The 15,682-nt window shown below is 56.5% G+C and carries 15 protein-coding genes; 9 read left to right on the plus strand and 6 right to left on the minus strand.

The annotated features are described in order from the left end of the window. Nucleotides 1–2: 2 nt before the first annotated feature. Nucleotides 3–404 (minus strand): DUF2069 domain-containing protein, encoded by a 402-nt coding sequence (locus ACN9MW_RS15850; protein ID WP_426161410.1) that lies wholly within the window; start codon nucleotides 402–404, stop codon nucleotides 3–5. Further along, complete coding sequence (wrbA, locus tag ACN9MW_RS15855; protein WP_426161411.1) at nucleotides 397–1,011, minus strand: NAD(P)H:quinone oxidoreductase; 615 nt, start codon at nucleotides 1,009–1,011, stop codon at nucleotides 397–399. Before wrbA ends, ACN9MW_RS15850 begins: the two co-directional genes overlap by 8 nt. Before the next feature lie 53 nt (nucleotides 1,012–1,064). Here wrbA and ACN9MW_RS15860 point away from each other — a divergent pair, with 53 nt between their 5' ends. Next, a complete protein-coding gene (locus ACN9MW_RS15860) occupies nucleotides 1,065–2,417 on the plus strand; it encodes a YihY family inner membrane protein (RefSeq protein ID WP_426161412.1) in 1,353 nt (450 codons plus the stop codon). Nucleotides 2,418–2,426: 9 nt separating this feature from the next. Here the strand turns inward: ACN9MW_RS15860 and ACN9MW_RS15865 are convergent, their stop codons facing one another. Next, nucleotides 2,427–3,215 (minus strand): alpha/beta fold hydrolase, encoded by a 789-nt coding sequence (locus tag ACN9MW_RS15865; protein ID WP_426172215.1) that lies wholly within the window; start codon nucleotides 3,213–3,215, stop codon nucleotides 2,427–2,429. A gap of 2 nt (nucleotides 3,216–3,217) precedes the next feature. Then, a complete protein-coding gene (locus ACN9MW_RS15870; protein WP_426161413.1) occupies nucleotides 3,218–4,528 on the minus strand; it encodes an O-acetylhomoserine aminocarboxypropyltransferase in 1,311 nt (436 codons plus the stop codon). Between the two features lie 145 nt (nucleotides 4,529–4,673). On the opposite strand from ACN9MW_RS15870, the gene ACN9MW_RS15875 reads away from it, so the two are divergent. The 6 genes from ACN9MW_RS15875 to ACN9MW_RS15900 all read left to right on the plus strand — a co-directional run bounded on the left by ACN9MW_RS15875 (nucleotide 4,674) and on the right by ACN9MW_RS15900 (nucleotide 8,764). Further along, nucleotides 4,674–5,132, plus strand: coding sequence for a CBS domain-containing protein (locus tag ACN9MW_RS15875; RefSeq protein WP_426161414.1), 459 nt, complete (start codon nucleotides 4,674–4,676; stop codon nucleotides 5,130–5,132). A 91-nt stretch (nucleotides 5,133–5,223) separates the two neighbouring features. Continuing rightward, complete coding sequence (locus ACN9MW_RS15880) at nucleotides 5,224–5,742, plus strand: GNAT family N-acetyltransferase (protein WP_426161415.1); 519 nt, start codon at nucleotides 5,224–5,226, stop codon at nucleotides 5,740–5,742. Between the two features lie 142 nt (nucleotides 5,743–5,884). Continuing rightward, nucleotides 5,885–6,526, plus strand: coding sequence for a DUF6000 family protein (locus tag ACN9MW_RS15885; RefSeq protein WP_426161416.1), 642 nt, complete (start codon nucleotides 5,885–5,887; stop codon nucleotides 6,524–6,526). A gap of 145 nt (nucleotides 6,527–6,671) precedes the next feature. Further along, nucleotides 6,672–7,673 carry a hypothetical protein gene (locus ACN9MW_RS15890; RefSeq protein ID WP_426161417.1) on the plus strand — a complete coding sequence of 334 codons (1,002 nt, stop codon included), beginning with the start codon at nucleotides 6,672–6,674 and terminating at the stop codon, nucleotides 7,671–7,673. 165 nt (nucleotides 7,674–7,838) lie between these two features. Then, a complete protein-coding gene (locus ACN9MW_RS15895; RefSeq protein ID WP_426161418.1) occupies nucleotides 7,839–8,141 on the plus strand; it encodes a cyclic-phosphate processing receiver domain-containing protein in 303 nt (100 codons plus the stop codon). Nucleotides 8,142–8,200: 59 nt separating this feature from the next. Then, the gene (locus ACN9MW_RS15900; RefSeq protein ID WP_426161419.1) at nucleotides 8,201–8,764 is read left to right on the plus strand and encodes a DUF4303 domain-containing protein; all 564 of its coding nucleotides are present in this window, start codon (nucleotides 8,201–8,203) and stop codon (nucleotides 8,762–8,764) included. A 223-nt stretch (nucleotides 8,765–8,987) separates the two neighbouring features. On the opposite strand, the gene ACN9MW_RS15905 is transcribed toward ACN9MW_RS15900, so the two are convergent. Continuing rightward, a protein-coding gene (locus ACN9MW_RS15905) for an IS3 family transposase (protein ID WP_426161420.1) occupies nucleotides 8,988–10,156 on the minus strand; the annotation gives its coding sequence in 2 pieces (ribosomal slippage) (nucleotides 8,988–9,889 and nucleotides 9,889–10,156; 1,170 coding nt in all). 889 nt (nucleotides 10,157–11,045) lie between these two features. Between ACN9MW_RS15905 and ACN9MW_RS15910 the strand changes: the two genes are divergently transcribed. Together ACN9MW_RS15910 and ACN9MW_RS15915 are read left to right on the plus strand one after the other, a co-directional pair. Continuing rightward, nucleotides 11,046–11,459, plus strand: coding sequence for a hypothetical protein (locus tag ACN9MW_RS15910; RefSeq protein WP_426161421.1), 414 nt, complete (start codon nucleotides 11,046–11,048; stop codon nucleotides 11,457–11,459). Between the two features lie 110 nt (nucleotides 11,460–11,569). Then, nucleotides 11,570–13,069, plus strand: coding sequence for a hypothetical protein (locus tag ACN9MW_RS15915; protein ID WP_426161422.1), 1,500 nt, complete (start codon nucleotides 11,570–11,572; stop codon nucleotides 13,067–13,069). Nucleotides 13,070–13,387: 318 nt separating this feature from the next. On the opposite strand, the gene ACN9MW_RS15920 is transcribed toward ACN9MW_RS15915, so the two are convergent. After that, a complete protein-coding gene (locus ACN9MW_RS15920; RefSeq protein ID WP_426161423.1) occupies nucleotides 13,388–15,649 on the minus strand; it encodes a GGDEF/EAL domain-containing response regulator in 2,262 nt (753 codons plus the stop codon). Between the last annotated feature and the right edge of the window lie 33 nt (nucleotides 15,650–15,682).

The following is a 15,682-nucleotide window of genomic DNA, read 5'->3' on the forward strand; positions in this document are numbered from 1 at the left end:
GTTTACTTGGTCTTGCTGGTGTTGACCTTTTCCAGCAATTCGCGGGCGGCCTGCCTGGCCGCCTTCTTATAGGGCTGCACATAAAGGATGGCGCACAGGAAGTACACCACGACAATGGCAACCTCGCCCCAGCCAAGCCATGGCGTGACCTTGTCGCCGTAAGCGCGCACCACGCCTTCGATGAAGTAGATCAGGATCATCATCGAGGTCCACTGCAGCGTATAGATATCGCGCTTGATAACGCCCAGCAGCGGGAACAGCAGCGGTACCGCCTTCAGTACCAGCCAGGAGCCGCCCGGTTTCAACGGAGACAACCACATTTCCCAGGCCACGCTCCACATGATGAGCAAAGCCAGGCTGGCGATGGCGCCCCAATGGAAAAGTTTATGCTTCGTGCTATTCATTTCGTCCCCGCAGCTTGATGGCCGCTTCGGCCAGCCGGCGACCCATCGCGATCGCCAGGCGTTTCTCATCTTCCGTGAACGGCTTCTTGCCGTCCAGTCCCGACCAGTGGCTGGCGCCGTATGGCGAGCCGCCGCTGGTCGTCGTCATCAGTTCGGGATGGGTGTAGGGCAGGCCCATGACCATCATCCCATGGTGCAGCAACGGCACCATCATCGTCAGCAAGGTCGACTCCTGGCCGCCGTGCTGGCTGCCGGTCGAGGTGAAGACGCAGGCCGGCTTGCCGGACAGGGTGCCGGACAGCCACTGCGCCGACGTCCCGTCCCAAAAATACTTCATGGCCGCTGCCATGTTGCCGAAGCGGGTGGGGGAGCCCAGCGCCAGGCCGTCGCACTGCTCCAGGTCCTGCAATTCCACATACGGCGCGCCATCCAGCGGCACTTCCGGCTCGGTCGCTTCCGTCACGGTGGAAACGGCCGGCACGGTACGCAGGCGGGCATCGCAGCCCGGTACGGATTCAACGCCTTGGGCAATCATTTCCGCCAGCTTGCGCACGGATCCGTGCCTTGAATAATACAAAATTAGAATTGTGAGGTTAGTTCTGTTCATCGTTGCTATTATATGGCCCTTTACACAAGTTGCATGACTAATAAGCTTCACTGATGGTTTTTAAGTCCCTCTATACCAACGTAGCACGCGCCTGCACAAAAGGCGTGGCTGAACTGCGTGCGCTCTCGTGGGGCGAACTGCATGACCTGATCCAGTTCGGGCGCCGCCGCCTGCGCGAGGAAAGCCTGCCCCAGGTGGCTGGCGGCCTGACATTTACCACCGTTTTTGCGCTGGTGCCGGTCCTGACGATCGCGCTGGCCATCTTCACCACATTCCCGATGTTCAATACCTTCCGCACCGCGCTGGAAGCGTATTTCATCAAGAGCGTGATGCCCAAAGCGATTTCCAGCACCATCCTGGGCTACCTGACGACGTTTGCGGCCAAGGCGACGCGGCTGTCGGCGGTGGGCGCGGTAACCCTGGTGCTCACTTCCGTCGCGATGATGAGCATGATCGAGCGCGCCTTCAACCGTATCTGGCGCGTCAAGACCGAACGCCGCCTGGTGCGGCGCGTGCTGGTGTACTGGGCGCTGATCACCCTTGGCCCCTTGCTGATCGGCGTGTCGATCAGCCTGTCGACCCACCTGTTCGATGCCACCAGCGGCCTGGTTGGTACGGTGACCGGGCCGGTTTTCTATACGCTGCTGTCGGTCCTGCTGACCACCCTGGCCTTTACCTTCCTCTACATCACGGTGCCGAACCGGATGGTGGACTGGCGCGACGCGATTTGCGGCGGCGCGCTGGCGGCGGTGTCCTTTGAGTTGGCCAAGCGCGGCTTTGCGATCTTCATTACGCAGGCGCCAACCTATTCGAAGATCTATGGCGCCCTGGCGGCGCTGCCCTTGTTCCTGCTGTGGATCTATGTTTCCTGGCTGATCACGCTGCTGGGGGCCTTGCTGACCGCGGCGCTGCCGGTGGTGAAGTACGAGCGCTGGTGGCACGAGGCGGTGCCGGGCGGCGAATTCGTGGATGCCATGGCGGTGCTGAAGGTGCTGCACGAGGCGCGCGAGCGGGGTGATAACGCCGCCGTCAGCTCGGCCGAGATGCGGGGGCGCACCCGTCTTGGCTTCGACGAAATGGACTCTTTGCTGCAAAAGATGCTGGTGCCCGGCTGGGTGGCGAAGGTGAAGATGGCGCCGCCGCCGCGCGTGCAGTTCGGCAAGCGTGTCAGTGAAGGCGCGGACAACTGGGTGCTGCTGGCCAACGTCCACAAGATCACGGTGGCGGACGTCTACCGCCTGTTCGTATTTGGCGGCATGTCGCTCAACGCCGGCGTGCTGGCCGATTCGGACGATGAAGCGGACCGCCAGGCCAGCCGCGATGCCGCCACCCTGGCGCGCCAGGTCGAATCCGCAGTGGAGTCGGGGCTCGGCAGCACACTGGCGGCGCACTTCGGCGCCGCCTGAGGTCAGAGATCAGCGCAGGAAGGCCAGCAGCGCGTCGAGCACGGCATCCGGCTGCTCGGCCATCATCTGGTGGCCGGCATCGACCGTCACGGTTTTCGCACCCGGCAGCGCCGCCAGCAAGGCCTTGGTGCTGCGTGGGGGCGTCATCATGTCCTTGCTGCCAAAGATGAACTGCACCGGGCAGCTGACACTGGCTGCCGCCGAGTCGCCGTTCGCATAGTTGTTGCAAGCGGTGAAATCAGTGTGGAACAGCAGGTCTTCGCCTTGGGCAGAAATGCGCTCCATCAGCCGCTTCGACATTCCGCTGACATAAAAGCCTGGTCCGGGGCAGGACGGTTTCTGCGCGTACGAACTGTGCGACCAGATGTTGACCATGTCGATGGCGTCGCCTTCGGCTTCGCGCGCAGCCCCCAGCAGCGCATCGGAAACCTTCATGGGATAGGTGGCCCCCAGCAGCGCCAGTCGCGTAATGCGCTGTGGCGCGCGATGGGCGGCCTCCAGCGCGATCAGGGAGCCCATGCTGTGCCCGACCAGCGCGGCCTTTTCCACGCCGGCAGCGTCCAGCAGGGAAAGCAGCCAGGCGGCCATTTCCTCAACGCTGCGCAGCGCGGCGCCACGGCTGCGGCCATGGCCTGGCAAGTCGACCGCCAACACGCCAAAGCCATGATGCGCCAGGTAGCGCGATTGCAGCGCCCAGACCGAATGATCGTTCTGCGCACCATGGATCATGACCACCGTCGGCAGTCCCGGATCAAAGACCTTGCCGCTCGTGTAGCAATACGAATCGCCGAACATCATGCTCAAGCCCCTTTCTGCGAGGCTTTGAGCCCGCGCGCCAGGTCCTCGAGCAGGTCGTCGGCATCTTCCAGTCCAACCGACAACCGCATGGTGCCTTCAGCAATCCCCGATGCAGCCAGCTGGTCGGCCGGCACGCGGAAATGCGTGGTCGAAGCAGGGTGGATCACCAGCGAACGGGCATCGCCGACGTTGGCGAGGTGCGAAAACACCTTCAGGCTGTCGACAAAGCGCTTGCCGGCCGCGCGGTCACCCTTCAAGGTGAAGGAAAGGACGGCGCCGGCGCCCTTGGGCAGCAGCCGGGCCGCCAGCGCGCGGTCGGGATGGCTGTCCAGTTCCGGGTAGATTACCGACTCGACAGCCTGGTTGGAAAGCAGGAATTCCGCCACGCGCCGCGTGTTGGCCACGTGCCGGTCCATGCGCACCGCCAGCGTTTCCACGCCCTGCAGGATGGCAAAGGCATTGTGCGGGCTCATGGCTGCTCCAAAGTCGCGCAAGCCTTCGCGCCGCGCCCGCAGGGCAAACGCAGCCACGGTCGATTCTTCGGCAAACACCATGCCGTGGAAACCGTCATACGGTTCGCACAGCTCGGCGAAACGCCCGGTCGCCTCGTACGCCGCCTGCCAGTCGAAGGTCCCGCCATCGACCAGAACGCCGCCGATCGCTGTGCCATGCCCGCACAGGAATTTGGTGGCGGAATGGAAAACCAGGTCGGCGCCATGCTCGAAGGGACGCAGGAGGTAGGGCGTGGTGAAGGTGGAGTCGACCATCAGCGGCAGGTGCGCTTCGCGGGCGATTGCCGCCACGTTGGGAATATCCAGTACATCCAGGCCCGGATTGCCCAGGGTTTCGCCGAACAGCACCTTGGTGTTGGGCCGGATCGCAGAGCGCCATGCGTCAAGGTCGCGCGGATCGACAAAAGTGGTCTCGATCCCGAAGCGCTTCAGCGTATAACCGAGCAGGTTGTGCGAGCCGCCGTACAGCGCCCGCGACGCAACAATATGCGACCCCGCGCCGGCAATCGTGGCCAGGCCAAGGTGCATGGCCGCCTGGCCGCTGGCGGTGGCAATGCCTGCCGCGCCGCCCTCCAGCGCCGCCATGCGCTCCTCCAACACCGCATTGGTAGGGTTGGAGATGCGCGAATATACGTGGCCGGCCCGTTCCATATTGAACAGGGCAGCTGCATGGTCAGAGTCGCGGAAAGCGAAGGATGACGTGAAATGGATGGGAGTCGCGCGGCTGCCGGTGGCCGGATCTGGCGTGGCGCCCGCGTGCAGGGCGAGGGTATCGAACCCGGGATAATTTGGCGTTGTCATGGTTGCCATGCTATCGTGTTATTTAGCTCGTGAATACTGTTGCGTTTTGATTAATCCAACTCTGGATTTTTCACTTGGCATACGCTAAATTCGATGGTAAGGCTTACAATAAAACCATAATCACCACCGGACAGGACGGCCCAAAATGAAAGTATCTGAAATCCTCCAAGTCAAAGGGAACATCCTCTATACAATCACTCCGGACCAGCCGCTGGTCGAAGCGGCGAACACCATGGCCGAAAAAGACATCGGTTCGCTGGTGGTGATGGAATATGGTGACCTGGTCGGCATGCTCACGTTCCGCGAAGTGCTGAAGGCGCTGCACGCGAACCAGGGCTCGGTCGGCGGCGGCACCGTGCGCAAGCACATGGACGACCACCCGATCACCGTGACCCCCGACACCGAAGTCAATGAAGTGCGCCGCATCATGCTGGAAAAGCACGCGCGCTACCTGCCGGTGATGAACGCCAAGACCCTGCTGGGTGTGATCTCGTTCTACGACGTCGCCCGTGCCGTGCTGGAAGCGCAGAGCTTCGAGAACCGCATGCTGAAGGCGTATATCCGCGACTGGCCGGCCGAGGAAGAGGAAAAGTCGGAAAGCTGACACTTCTATCAGCAAGCGAAGCCGCCTGCGGGCGGCTTTTGTTTTATGAGTTTGCCGCCATGATCATGTGACCCATTAAAGGATGCCCCAGATGAATCACGCGTTCACCACTTCCGTACCGCACCTTCAGACAGAAAGGCTTACTCTTCGCGAATATCGGCGCGCCGATTTCGACTTATTTGCAGACCATTTGATGAATCCGGAGAGCTCCGTTCACTTGGGCTCGGCTGACCGTCAGACGGCTTGGAGAATCTTCACTTCACATGCTGGATTATGGCTCGTCCACGGAGCTGGATGGTGGGCTATAGAGGATAAGCAAACTGGCCAGCTTGTAGGCAGTGTTGGAGCTTTCTTTCGCGAACAATCAACTGTGATGGAAATGGGATGGAATACCTATCGAGCATTCTGGGGGAAAGGAATTGCGAACGAGGCGGCTGCGGCGGTCTTGAAATATGTTTTCGAGGTGCGGCGCGAACCGAAAGTGCGGGCTCTTATCAGTTCTGGCAATGAATCATCGCGTCGCGTTGCCGAGCGCTTAGGAATGACCTTCGAAATGGAAACTGAGCTGAACGGAAAGGTAATCGGTAGTTACATGCGCGAGTGCATGTGACTCGGCCCCAGTCGGCCAGGAGCGGCCAGGCCGCTTCTAGCATAAAATTATGACCGGCCTCAAAGGCAGCCTGGGTGCGAGGTTCCTAACGTCGGTCTCGACCAGGAGCCGACTCACAATTTTTGAAGGAATAACTGCTCCTATGAATCCGGTGCAACTTCACACCGCTGGTGCTACGGTCGTGCATTCAAGTCCATTCAGCACACTTGAGGTACCAGTGGATAGCGAGATTCTGGCAGCTGAGCTCAGGGAAATTTGGGCACGGCCACTATATTTTGGTATTCAAAAGGTAGATGCTCAGGACTTTTTGGTCAAGAATTTTCCCCTCGTTTCAGTCGAACTGATATCGAAATTGCTAGCTAATTTCGACTGGCGCCCGCGATCGGTTGCAGCGTACCTCGTTGCGGTTTCAGGGAAAGCGGAATTTACGGCCTTGATAGGCCGCCTCTTGTTAAGAAGCGACGTGTGTTATGCCGGCGTAGCGTTTTGCGTTGCACTTGCAGCCCTCAATTCTGACGAATCGGTTGGGTATCTTGAGGAATACTTGTCCTACTACCTGACTCAACCTAACCTTTGGTTCGATCAGGCGCAGGCGATGGCTGCGCTTTCCTACCTTGATAGACTCAATGAAACGGAACGCGCTTCTCGCTTTCAAGCGGAATGGGAAAAATTTATTGCAAACAAGATAGACTGGAATCTCGATGAGAGCATAGTTCGCTTTTCGCAGACCATGAAGAACGTCGAAAATCTTAAAGGGCGCATAGCCTTAGTTGCCGCCACATAGTTGGTTCCCGGCCAGAAGCCGAGCTTTCCTCCACCACGGATTGTTAATGAAGCGAGACGAACCAGCTTGCCAGCAGCTTGAAGCCGACCTTCTGGACCGTGGTGGCTAGGTCCGAAGCGTTGAGCAATCGCACTAGGAATTTTAAATGCAATTGAAGTTGATTCGAGTATGCCTGGCGACGCTGTTGTTGCCGTTGGCAGTTCAAGCTGAAGCACCAAAGCGCGCAAAGTCGCTCGACCAGGTTTCTGCACTAATTCAGAACAAAGGCGGTTCCGAGCAATACGCTGAGCAGATGAACGGTACGCCGAAGCCCGATGGTTTTGGAACGACTCTTCCTTCGGGGTTCTCTGCAAAAGACATTGCCGGCCTGTTGGCGCCGCGAGAAAAGGCGTCGCTCGCGACCTTGATCGGCGTAAAGGCCTGGCCGCATCGCGCCAACACTTACATCGCGTTGGCGTGCTTCGCGCAGACCCAGAAAGAGTACGACAGTGACAAACGCTACGAAAAGGGACCGAGCTGCACGAAGTATTACAACCCGGCTCCTGGAAATAGCCGTGTGTACATCGACAAGCCTGTGTATCTGGGCGTCCTGGAATACAAGCCTGGTGATCCAAAGCCAATCCTGATCGCTAGCTATGGCAAACCATTGGACGTAAAAACCAGCTGGAAGGAAAGTCAGCTGGTCGGCCCCCAAGGAAAATTCGATACACCTGGCAGCGACGAAAGCGACCTGATGCCGGAAGAATATTTGAAGTTCGACTTTGCGCCCTACAAGATCACTGAAGGGGAGACCGCATTCGGCCTTCGGGTTGGCTGGAACGATAGCTACGCCGGTGGCGGGGGTTTTTTCGAAGCGCTTTCGCTTTTCAAAATTGAAGGGAGCAAGCTCGTTAATGTCCTATCAGAGCCAATCTATTTCTATCAGAATATCGCAGGGGACTGGAACAAGGACGGCACCCGAAATCATGATTTGGAAGAGGGCCAGAACGTGCTTTCCGTTTTGCCGGGCAAATCCCAGGGCTATTTTGATTTACAAATGCGAACGCTTAAGAGCAAGTGGAAGAAGGTCTTCAAGTGGGATGCCTCAAAATCGAGGTATATAGCGGTGCCAGCGAAGCCCAAAACCATGTCGGCGGGCAGGTCATAAGGAAATTCCAGCTTCTGATTTTCGCAGTTGCCCTGATCGCGATATCCGAATGTTCCGAGTTCCCCATCTCTGGCGAGCCATTCTCTTCGTTTTGACGACATGAAAAGTTGACTAAATTTTGCCGAATTTGGCCAATAGCAGACGGACTCACTCGATTAACTGACCATGCGAGTATTTTTAGATGACGAGCGCGCCACTCCTGACGGATGGGTGCGTGTTTATTGGCCAAATGAAGCCATAACGCTCTTGGAAACGGGAGCGGTAGATGAATTGAGCTTGGACCACGATCTTGGTGATGATGGGCGTGGTACCGGATATGACGTTGTACTATGGATTGAAGAAGCAGTTGCATTGCGTGGGTTCCGGCCGCCCAAGATAACTGTTCATTCAGCAAACTCATCGGCGCGAGAAAAGATGGTCGCAGGAATTCGAGCCATCGAACGAATTGTCGCCGAGCGTCAGGGGTAATCTGACGCTACCTGCCAAAAGCCGAAGCCAATCTACGAACGAGGAATTAGGAGCTATATTTGAAGATCAGCATGGTGAACTCGTTATTGGCGGAAATCCAGCCTGCATTGATTGCAGCAGTAGTTGAAGACGTAAAAACTCATCTGACAAGATTGGCTGCAACTGGAAGGGAAATTTACGGGTATGCGCTTCTTCCCGGAGAGTTTTATGACATCCATAGCGTTGTAGTTGCGACCAACAGCGAAGGTGAAATCGAGATACCTTGTTCAGATGATCTTTACCGCTATTACAGATACTCTGTCGATGAGTGGAGGAATTACGACCAGAAGGAATTTGCAAAAACCAATGCTATTTTGCTTGTAGCGAACGAACGCTTCAAGGCCTTGTACACACGTGAGGATGGAAGCTACCAGATGGACGAATGCGAAGTTGCGTTCGCGAATGGGGTCTTAGACGCACTTGTCGATGGCTTGGATGCTGCAAAGAAGGCCGGCGAGTTTGGCAGCAGGGAAAAATTTCTTGTCGTTTGGATTGCTGATTCTGATGTGCCGATCATGTCCGAGTCATCGCGACGCTTGAACTCTGCCGCAGTCGCCGCCGATTTCTCCGCCGAATTTGGCTGACAGGTGATAATGGCCGGCCAATGAAAGTCGTTTGTCGGCCAGAAGCCGTCACTCAATATTTCTGATTCGACACTTATAAGATGCCCTATTGCCCCGTTAAAAATGATGCTGCCAACTGATCTACCTCACGACTTTGTTCCGATCTTCGATTTTGTAAATAGGCAGTCGAAGCCGATCACTCTTGCACTTGTGAGGTGTACTGTCAATAGTGGACACTCTCGTCTCAAGCTGCCAGCACTTCCTTGTTGAAGTCTGCCGCAAAGCGTGCCGGCGATTTGTAGCCAAGGCGCGAATGACGCCGTTGGCGGTTGTAGAAGATCTCGATGTACTCCGTAATGGCCGCCTGCGCTTCAGACCTGCATGCAAAGCGACGATGATGAACCAGCTCATTTTTCAAGCTGCCCCAGAAGCTCTCCATCGGCGCGTTGTCGAAGCAGTTTCCCTTGCGCGACATCGAAGTCTGCATTCCGAATTGGTTCTGCAGTTTCCTGTATTTCTCGGCGCAGTATTGACTGCCGCGATCAGAATGATGGATCAATCCCGCCGCCGGTCTTTTGTTGCGCACAGCCCGCCACAAGGCTTGCGCCGTCAAGTCCTGCGTCATGCGTGGCCCCATCGCATACCCCACCAGCTCGCAGGTGAAAACGTCCTTCACGCCGGCCAGATAGAGCCAGCCTTCCTCAGTCGCGATGTAGGTGATGTCTGCCACCCAGGCTTCGTTTGGCCGCGTCGGCAGGAACGTTTGGTTCAACAAGTTCGGCGCGACCGGCATGTCATGCCCGGAATTGGTGGTGGCCTTGAACTTGCGCTTTTGTCTGCAGCGCAGACCAAGTTCTGTGCGCAACCTGGCGACGCGATCACGCCCGGCCTCAAATCCTTGCTCCTTCAGTTCAGGATGAACGCGCAGCGTGCCATAGGTTTCGCGCGATTGCTGATGCACGGCCTGAATCGCCACCTTCAGCTTGGCGTCCTCCTGAGCGCGGCGCGACGGCTTGCGCCCCTGCCATGCGTAAAAGCCGCTGCGAGAGACATTCAAGACCCTGCAAAGCAAATCCGTCGGGTATCCGTCGAGTCGCACCGACTTCATGAACGCGTACCTGGCAGCGACTCCCTTGCAAAGTACGCCGTTGCTTTTTTTAGCACTTCCTTCTCCATGCGTTCAACGGCCAATTCTTTGCGCAGCCTAGCCACTTCCGCTTCAAGCTCCGCCACGCTGCGACTACCGGGAGCAGCCCCAGTATCATTGCTTCGCTTTGCAGCGTTAACCCAAGTCCCCAGTGTTCCCTTAGGAATGTCAAGCCGCTGCGCGGCTTCCTCCAGTGTCAGTCCCTGTGCGAGGACTAGTTTGACCGCCTCTGCCCGGAACTCCGGTGTGTATGTCTTCGATTTCATAAATGCTTCTCCCGTTGCTAAGTTTAACAAACGAGAGTGTCCGAAAAAGTCAGGTTACCTCATTGAACTAGCTCCGCAAGAAATTGAATTGGTACCAGGTGATGAGGTAAACGTATTCGTTTACAAGGACGACATTACTCTGCCGATTCATATGGAACTTGGGGACGACTATCTTCAAATTCATCCAAATCAGAGCTGGGGGAATTGGTACGTGTACAAGAACGGTGAGGATGTCTCGGGAGAACCGTATCGAACACCCTACACCAAACCATTTATTGGTGGCTGAAGTATTCACCGTAGGAACGTTATGAGCTTCGCCCTTATCGCTGATTTGAGCGCCAATAAGCTGCTGCGAAGACGCTGTGAGAGGGTACAATCGGCCAGAAGCGGACCTCGGTCGAATATTTGAAAGAAGCTTAGTGGCCTATCATGTGTTGATTTTCACAGCGTCGACGACAGTTGAACCTACGGTCGACCTCTACTTAGGGTCTGCACAAACCGTCGATCTCTATTGGGAGTCGGCTGGCCGCGAAATCGGTCTGCCAACCATAAGTACAATCACGGAACGCGCTGATTATGAGCCGGGTTTTTGTTTATCTGGCAAACCGCTCAGGGACTTCAGGGATGAGCTGGGATTGCTTTTGAAATACTGGGAACAATCGCATTGGGGCTACGCATTGTCATCTCATCATCTTAAAGCCATGACCACAATAATTGCCACGCTTGACCACGAGTCTGCCGTAAACGCCACACTCATTATTTGCTAGCGCGCGGCAACAATGCCGCTTCGGGGCGGCAGTTTGCCAAGGCGCCAAACCGCAACCGTCGAGTACAATCGGCAGAGATCGGCCACAAACGGACACTCGGGACAAACAAGTTTAGGATGAAAATGGAAGAACTCTGGGGGCTACTGCATGATGCTGGAATTGATTCGATCACAGGAAGTGTCCCTGGTACTGTTTCATTAGAGGTCTCAATTCGCTACTTGCGAAAGCAATTTGCCGGCGAAGGCACAGGATTCAAAGTCGTCTTGTCAGACTGTAACCAGTTCGTTTATCAAGAATATGATTCGCCGGCGGTCAAAAATTTCGAGGAGATAGTTAGCCTCGCGCCTGAGATCGTGGGTGTTGAAAAAGGGACTCATCCGGTCGTTGTAAGCTGCGTTATGGGGGAGCTCAAAGTATCCTACGGCGCTGCATCGATTCATCTCGATTCAGGTGATAAAGTGTCACTCGATGAGCTCACCGCAGCGAGCAAAGCCTATTGGGATGCGTGGGCAGCGAACATGCCTCAACGCCGATAACGGCCAATAGCTGCACGCGGCGAGCGCATAAGTTTTTAGAGCTTTCATGGGGCCTCATAGGGTCAACATCATTAACCTTTTGAACCTTATAGCATCACGCAGCGAGCAGCTTGAGTATCAAGAATCTGCACCAGTGTAGATTCCTTGTCTTCATAGGGAAGATCTATAATGAACCTGTTAATTTGGTGAGCCTCTCCGTCAACCCCGCACCTATACAAGATTTACAAATATCAAATATGACTTCGCAAGATTCGTCAATTACGCGTTTCGATGTATTCGTTCCTGGCGCATTCCCTCAATACAGCTACGTTAAGCGAGTATTTTCCCACCCGAGAACCAAGGTTATATTTGATCCTGAGGTTCAAATCGGCAATGTCCTCAAGCAGCCGGGCATGATTGCACAAATCGTTGGACCGTCTAAGAGTGGAAAGACTCGGGCTGTTGAGAACTGTGTTGGTTTAGCAAACTTGGTGTTGGTTGCTGGCTCGCAAATTGGCGAACAGTCTTCCCTATGGGATGTGGTTGTCCGAACCCTAAAATCTGCCACCAGTGAGGAAATTGAGCGAACGCAAGGCAGCGTGGTCGGTGGAGAAGTTAAGGCGTCAGGGGGGCTGAACGTCCCGATGCTGGCAAAGGCAGAAACCGAATTTTCCTCGTCGACCGAGCGAAGCAACGAGGTTACGGAGAAAAGCACTTACGAAAATGACCCTTTCCAACTTGCGACTAGTCAGCTGCAAGCTCAGAAAAAGGTATTGTTCTTAGATGACTTTCATACGATCCCAGAAAGTATGCAAGCGACGGTGGCTGCGCAGCTGAAGGCTGCAGCACAAGTCGGCGTCAAAATTTGTTTGGCGGAAGTACCTCACCATAGCGACTCGACGATATCTGCACTGCCTGATCTTACCGCTCGCGTTTCAAAAATCGAATTCCAATACTGGTCAAATTCAGACTTGATCGCCATTGGTTCTGAGGGTTTCGCCAGCCTAGGTGCAACAGTATCCGCAGCGACGCTGAACGCCTTAGCACTTGAGTCCGCTGGGTCGCCGCAATTGATGCAGCTTATTTGCTTAAACGTCGCTGAATTTCTGCAGCTGGATCTAAAGTTAAAGTCGCCGGAATCATTCCAGTTGGACATCAGCCAAATTCGTCATGTCCTTGTAACGACTCACGCCGCAATTGACAGGGATAAGATCTTTCGGATCTTAGATACAGGTCCAGACGAGCGTGGAAGCCCGCGAAATCGATATCCAATGGTGGCATTGGACGAAGGGGATAACTATGAAATTACGCTCGCGGCGATTTCACTATCGCCTCCTAGGGCACATTTGACCTGGGGCTCAGGTATGGACAACCTGTACGATCGAATCGATCGAGTGTGTAAGGATCCAAATAAAAAACCAGCGAAAGGGCAAATAACGAGGGCTTTGGAGCAAATGCAGAGCCTTGCCGAAAAGCATATGCCTCGACAGCCGATCATCGAATGGTCCGACTCTACAGGTTTGCACATACTTGACCCATATTTCTTGTTCTATCTGAGGTGGAGTGAAAAATACGAATCAGTTAGGGCACAATTGCCATCACCGGCAGACCTTTTTTCCGCCCGCAAGTGAGGCATCTAGCAGTCGCAATTCATGCGACGTGGCTAGAATTATTTGGTGGCGGAGGCAGATTAGATATTGGCCGAGCTCCCGCCCATTCCTGTATCTCACCTAGCAAACACGCAACTCGGGCCGTCTCGATGTCTTCAACTTCGGAGTGACCTATGGCAGTGATGACCAGCCGATCTGCCCGCCATCGCGTCTTTAATAGCCGTCCGTGAATCGGCATTCCTATCGGATTAATCGCCCTGGCGAGAATAAGGAATGCCCGGTTTGGGGTGGTAGCTGCCGTTCAGCTCAAGCTCAAGCTCAAGCTCGGACTACTGAGTATCAAGCAACACCGGCGAGGGCGTCGTCACTTAGCCAGCCGACCAGCGCTTCGCCGGTCATTGGCCGGGCGAACAGGAAGCCTTGGCCAAGCGGGCATCCCAGGGCGTGCAGGATTTGGGCCTGGCGTTCGTCTTCCACGCCTTCCGCAATCACTGCCAGGCCGAGGTTGCGGCCCAGTTGCACCACCATTTCGGCAATGCTGCTGCCGCGCGCTGAGTTGGTGATCTCTGTGACGAACGCGCGGTCGATCTTCAGGCGGTCGACCTGCAGGCGCTGCAGGTAGGACAACGAAGAAAAGCCTGTGCCGAAATCGTCGATCGCAATCGTCACGCCGGTCTGCTTGATCTGCGCCAGCATCTTGATCAGCATGTCCGGTTCTTCCATCGCCATCGATTCTGTGATCTCAAGCTCCACATACTCCGGCGGTGCGCCGGTATCGTGCAGGGCATTGCGCAGCGTTTCCATGAAGTGCGGGTGGCGGAACTGCACCTGCGACACATTGATCGACATGGTGAATTCGGTATGGCCGGCGGCGCGCAGGGCAACCAGTTCCTGCATCGAGGTGCGCATCACCCATTCGCCCAGGTCGATGATCAGGCCCGAATACTCTGCGATCGGGATGAAGCGGTCCGGCGAGACGAATTTGCCATCCGGCGTTTGCCAGCGCAGCAAGGCTTCCGCGCCCATCGGGCGGCGCGTTTCCAGGTCGACTTGCGGTTGATAGACAACAAAGAGTTGGTTCTGGCTGAAACCGGTGCGCAAGGCGTGCATCATGCGCACGCGCTCGCGGATTTCTACGCCCATGCTGCGCGAGAAGTAGAAGTGGCCGGCGCGCTGTTGGGTCTTGGCGCGCTTCAGGGCGATATCGGCGTCCTTCAGCGCATCCGCGCCGCTGCCGTCATGTTCCAGCAAGCGCACCAGGCCGAGGGTGGCGGATAGCTGCACGTCCTGGCCGTCGATGCTGAATGGCGTCGTGAACAAGGCGATGATATTGGCCGGGTTGACCTGGCCGGCATCGCCCAGCACGCAGAAAATATCGCCGCCGATACGGGCGACGGTCAATTGCTTGCCGAGGCTATTTTGCAGGCGGGCCGCAACCGCGGACAGCAGCAAGTCGCCGAATTCATGGCCCAGCGCATCGTTGGTCTCGGCAAAGTGATCGAGGTCGACCAGGCAAAGCGTGGCGTCCTGCTTGGCAGGGCCGGCCAGCGTGGCATCGAGGATCTCGACCAGGCGGGTGCGGTTCGGCAGCTTGGACAGGTTGTCGTAGAAGGCAGCCGTGTGCAGGTGCGAGACCAGCTCCACGTTGTCGAGCCCCACGGCCACATTGCTGCAAAAGACTTCGAGCAGGCTTTCTTCCAGCGGGCTCGGTGCGCGCGAGACATCCATGAATGCCACAAAGGTGCGGCTCGCCTTGCCGGCAAAGTAAAGCGCGATGCTGTCGCCACAATAGATGTTGCGGCGCGCAGCCAGGCATTCCTCCATCGCCTTGTGTACGCGCGGGTCTTCGCTTGCCGTCAGCTGGGAATTGGACAGGTTATGGTGGCTGCCGGTGGCCGCCATGACAACCAGCTCGTGGCAGCCGGCATCCGGGCATTCCTGCACGCACAGCACGCCATGCGCTTCCTGGCCGAGCAGTTCTGCGATCTGCGACAAGACGCCGGAGGCGAAATTCTGCACGCCGTGCAGCGCCATCAGCTCCGTGCTGGAATGGACGATGCGCGCCAGGCCGCGCCGGCTTTCGTTGATATTGCGGATCTGTTCATAGGAGCGGATCGCGGCCGTCACGGTGGTGAACAGCTTGATGCGCGTCAGCTCGGACTTGGTCTTGTAATCGTTGATGTCGAAATCGCGGATCGCATCGATCTCGGGCGCGTAACCGGGCTGGCCGGTGCGCAGGATGATGCGCACGTCGGCAAGCTTCAGTGTTTCGCGAATATAGCGCACCAGGTGCAAACCGGCGTCATCCTGCTCCATGACTACGTCAAGCAGGATCACGGCGATTTCCTGTTCGTGCTTGAGCATCTCGCGCGCCTGCGCGGCGGAATAAGCGTGCACGAATTCCAGGGGGCGGTGCTGCATGTCCAGGTTGCCGAGGGCGAACGTGGTCGTCGAATGGACGTCCTCGTCGTCATCGATAATCATCACGCGCCAGACATTGCGCTGTGTGGGGAGAGCTGGCTGAGCCGTATGCTCTTCTAAGAAAACCAGATCGTCCTGATCGTCGTGGCCGCCATCCGGCGCCGTGATCGAAGGGGGCATTTGTCGCTTCTCCAAGGGGTCTCGGTGTTCTTA

The organism is Pseudoduganella sp. R-34 (assembly GCF_049904655.1).
Classification (GTDB): domain Bacteria; phylum Pseudomonadota; class Gammaproteobacteria; order Burkholderiales; family Burkholderiaceae_D; genus Rugamonas.

Coding starts and splice junctions, on each gene's coding strand:
- ACN9MW_RS15860 (WP_426161412.1), top strand. CDS start 1,065: ATGGTTTTTAAGTCCCTCTATACCAACGTAGCACGCGCCTGCACAAAA.
- ACN9MW_RS15850 (WP_426161410.1), bottom strand. CDS start 404: ATGAATAGCACGAAGCATAAACTTTTCCATTGGGGCGCCATCGCCAGC.
- ACN9MW_RS15875 (WP_426161414.1), top strand. CDS start 4,674: ATGAAAGTATCTGAAATCCTCCAAGTCAAAGGGAACATCCTCTATACA.
- ACN9MW_RS15895 (WP_426161418.1), top strand. CDS start 7,839: ATGCGAGTATTTTTAGATGACGAGCGCGCCACTCCTGACGGATGGGTG.
- ACN9MW_RS15865 (WP_426172215.1), bottom strand. CDS start 3,215: ATGATGTTCGGCGATTCGTATTGCTACACGAGCGGCAAGGTCTTTGAT.
- wrbA (WP_426161411.1), bottom strand. CDS start 1,011: ATGAACAGAACTAACCTCACAATTCTAATTTTGTATTATTCAAGGCAC.
- ACN9MW_RS15920 (WP_426161423.1), bottom strand. CDS start 15,649: ATGCCCCCTTCGATCACGGCGCCGGATGGCGGCCACGACGATCAGGAC.
- ACN9MW_RS15880 (WP_426161415.1), top strand. CDS start 5,224: ATGAATCACGCGTTCACCACTTCCGTACCGCACCTTCAGACAGAAAGG.
- ACN9MW_RS15910 (WP_426161421.1), top strand. CDS start 11,046: ATGGAAGAACTCTGGGGGCTACTGCATGATGCTGGAATTGATTCGATC.
- ACN9MW_RS15870 (WP_426161413.1), bottom strand. CDS start 4,528: ATGACAACGCCAAATTATCCCGGGTTCGATACCCTCGCCCTGCACGCG.
- ACN9MW_RS15885 (WP_426161416.1), top strand. CDS start 5,885: ATGAATCCGGTGCAACTTCACACCGCTGGTGCTACGGTCGTGCATTCA.
- ACN9MW_RS15890 (WP_426161417.1), top strand. CDS start 6,672: ATGCAATTGAAGTTGATTCGAGTATGCCTGGCGACGCTGTTGTTGCCG.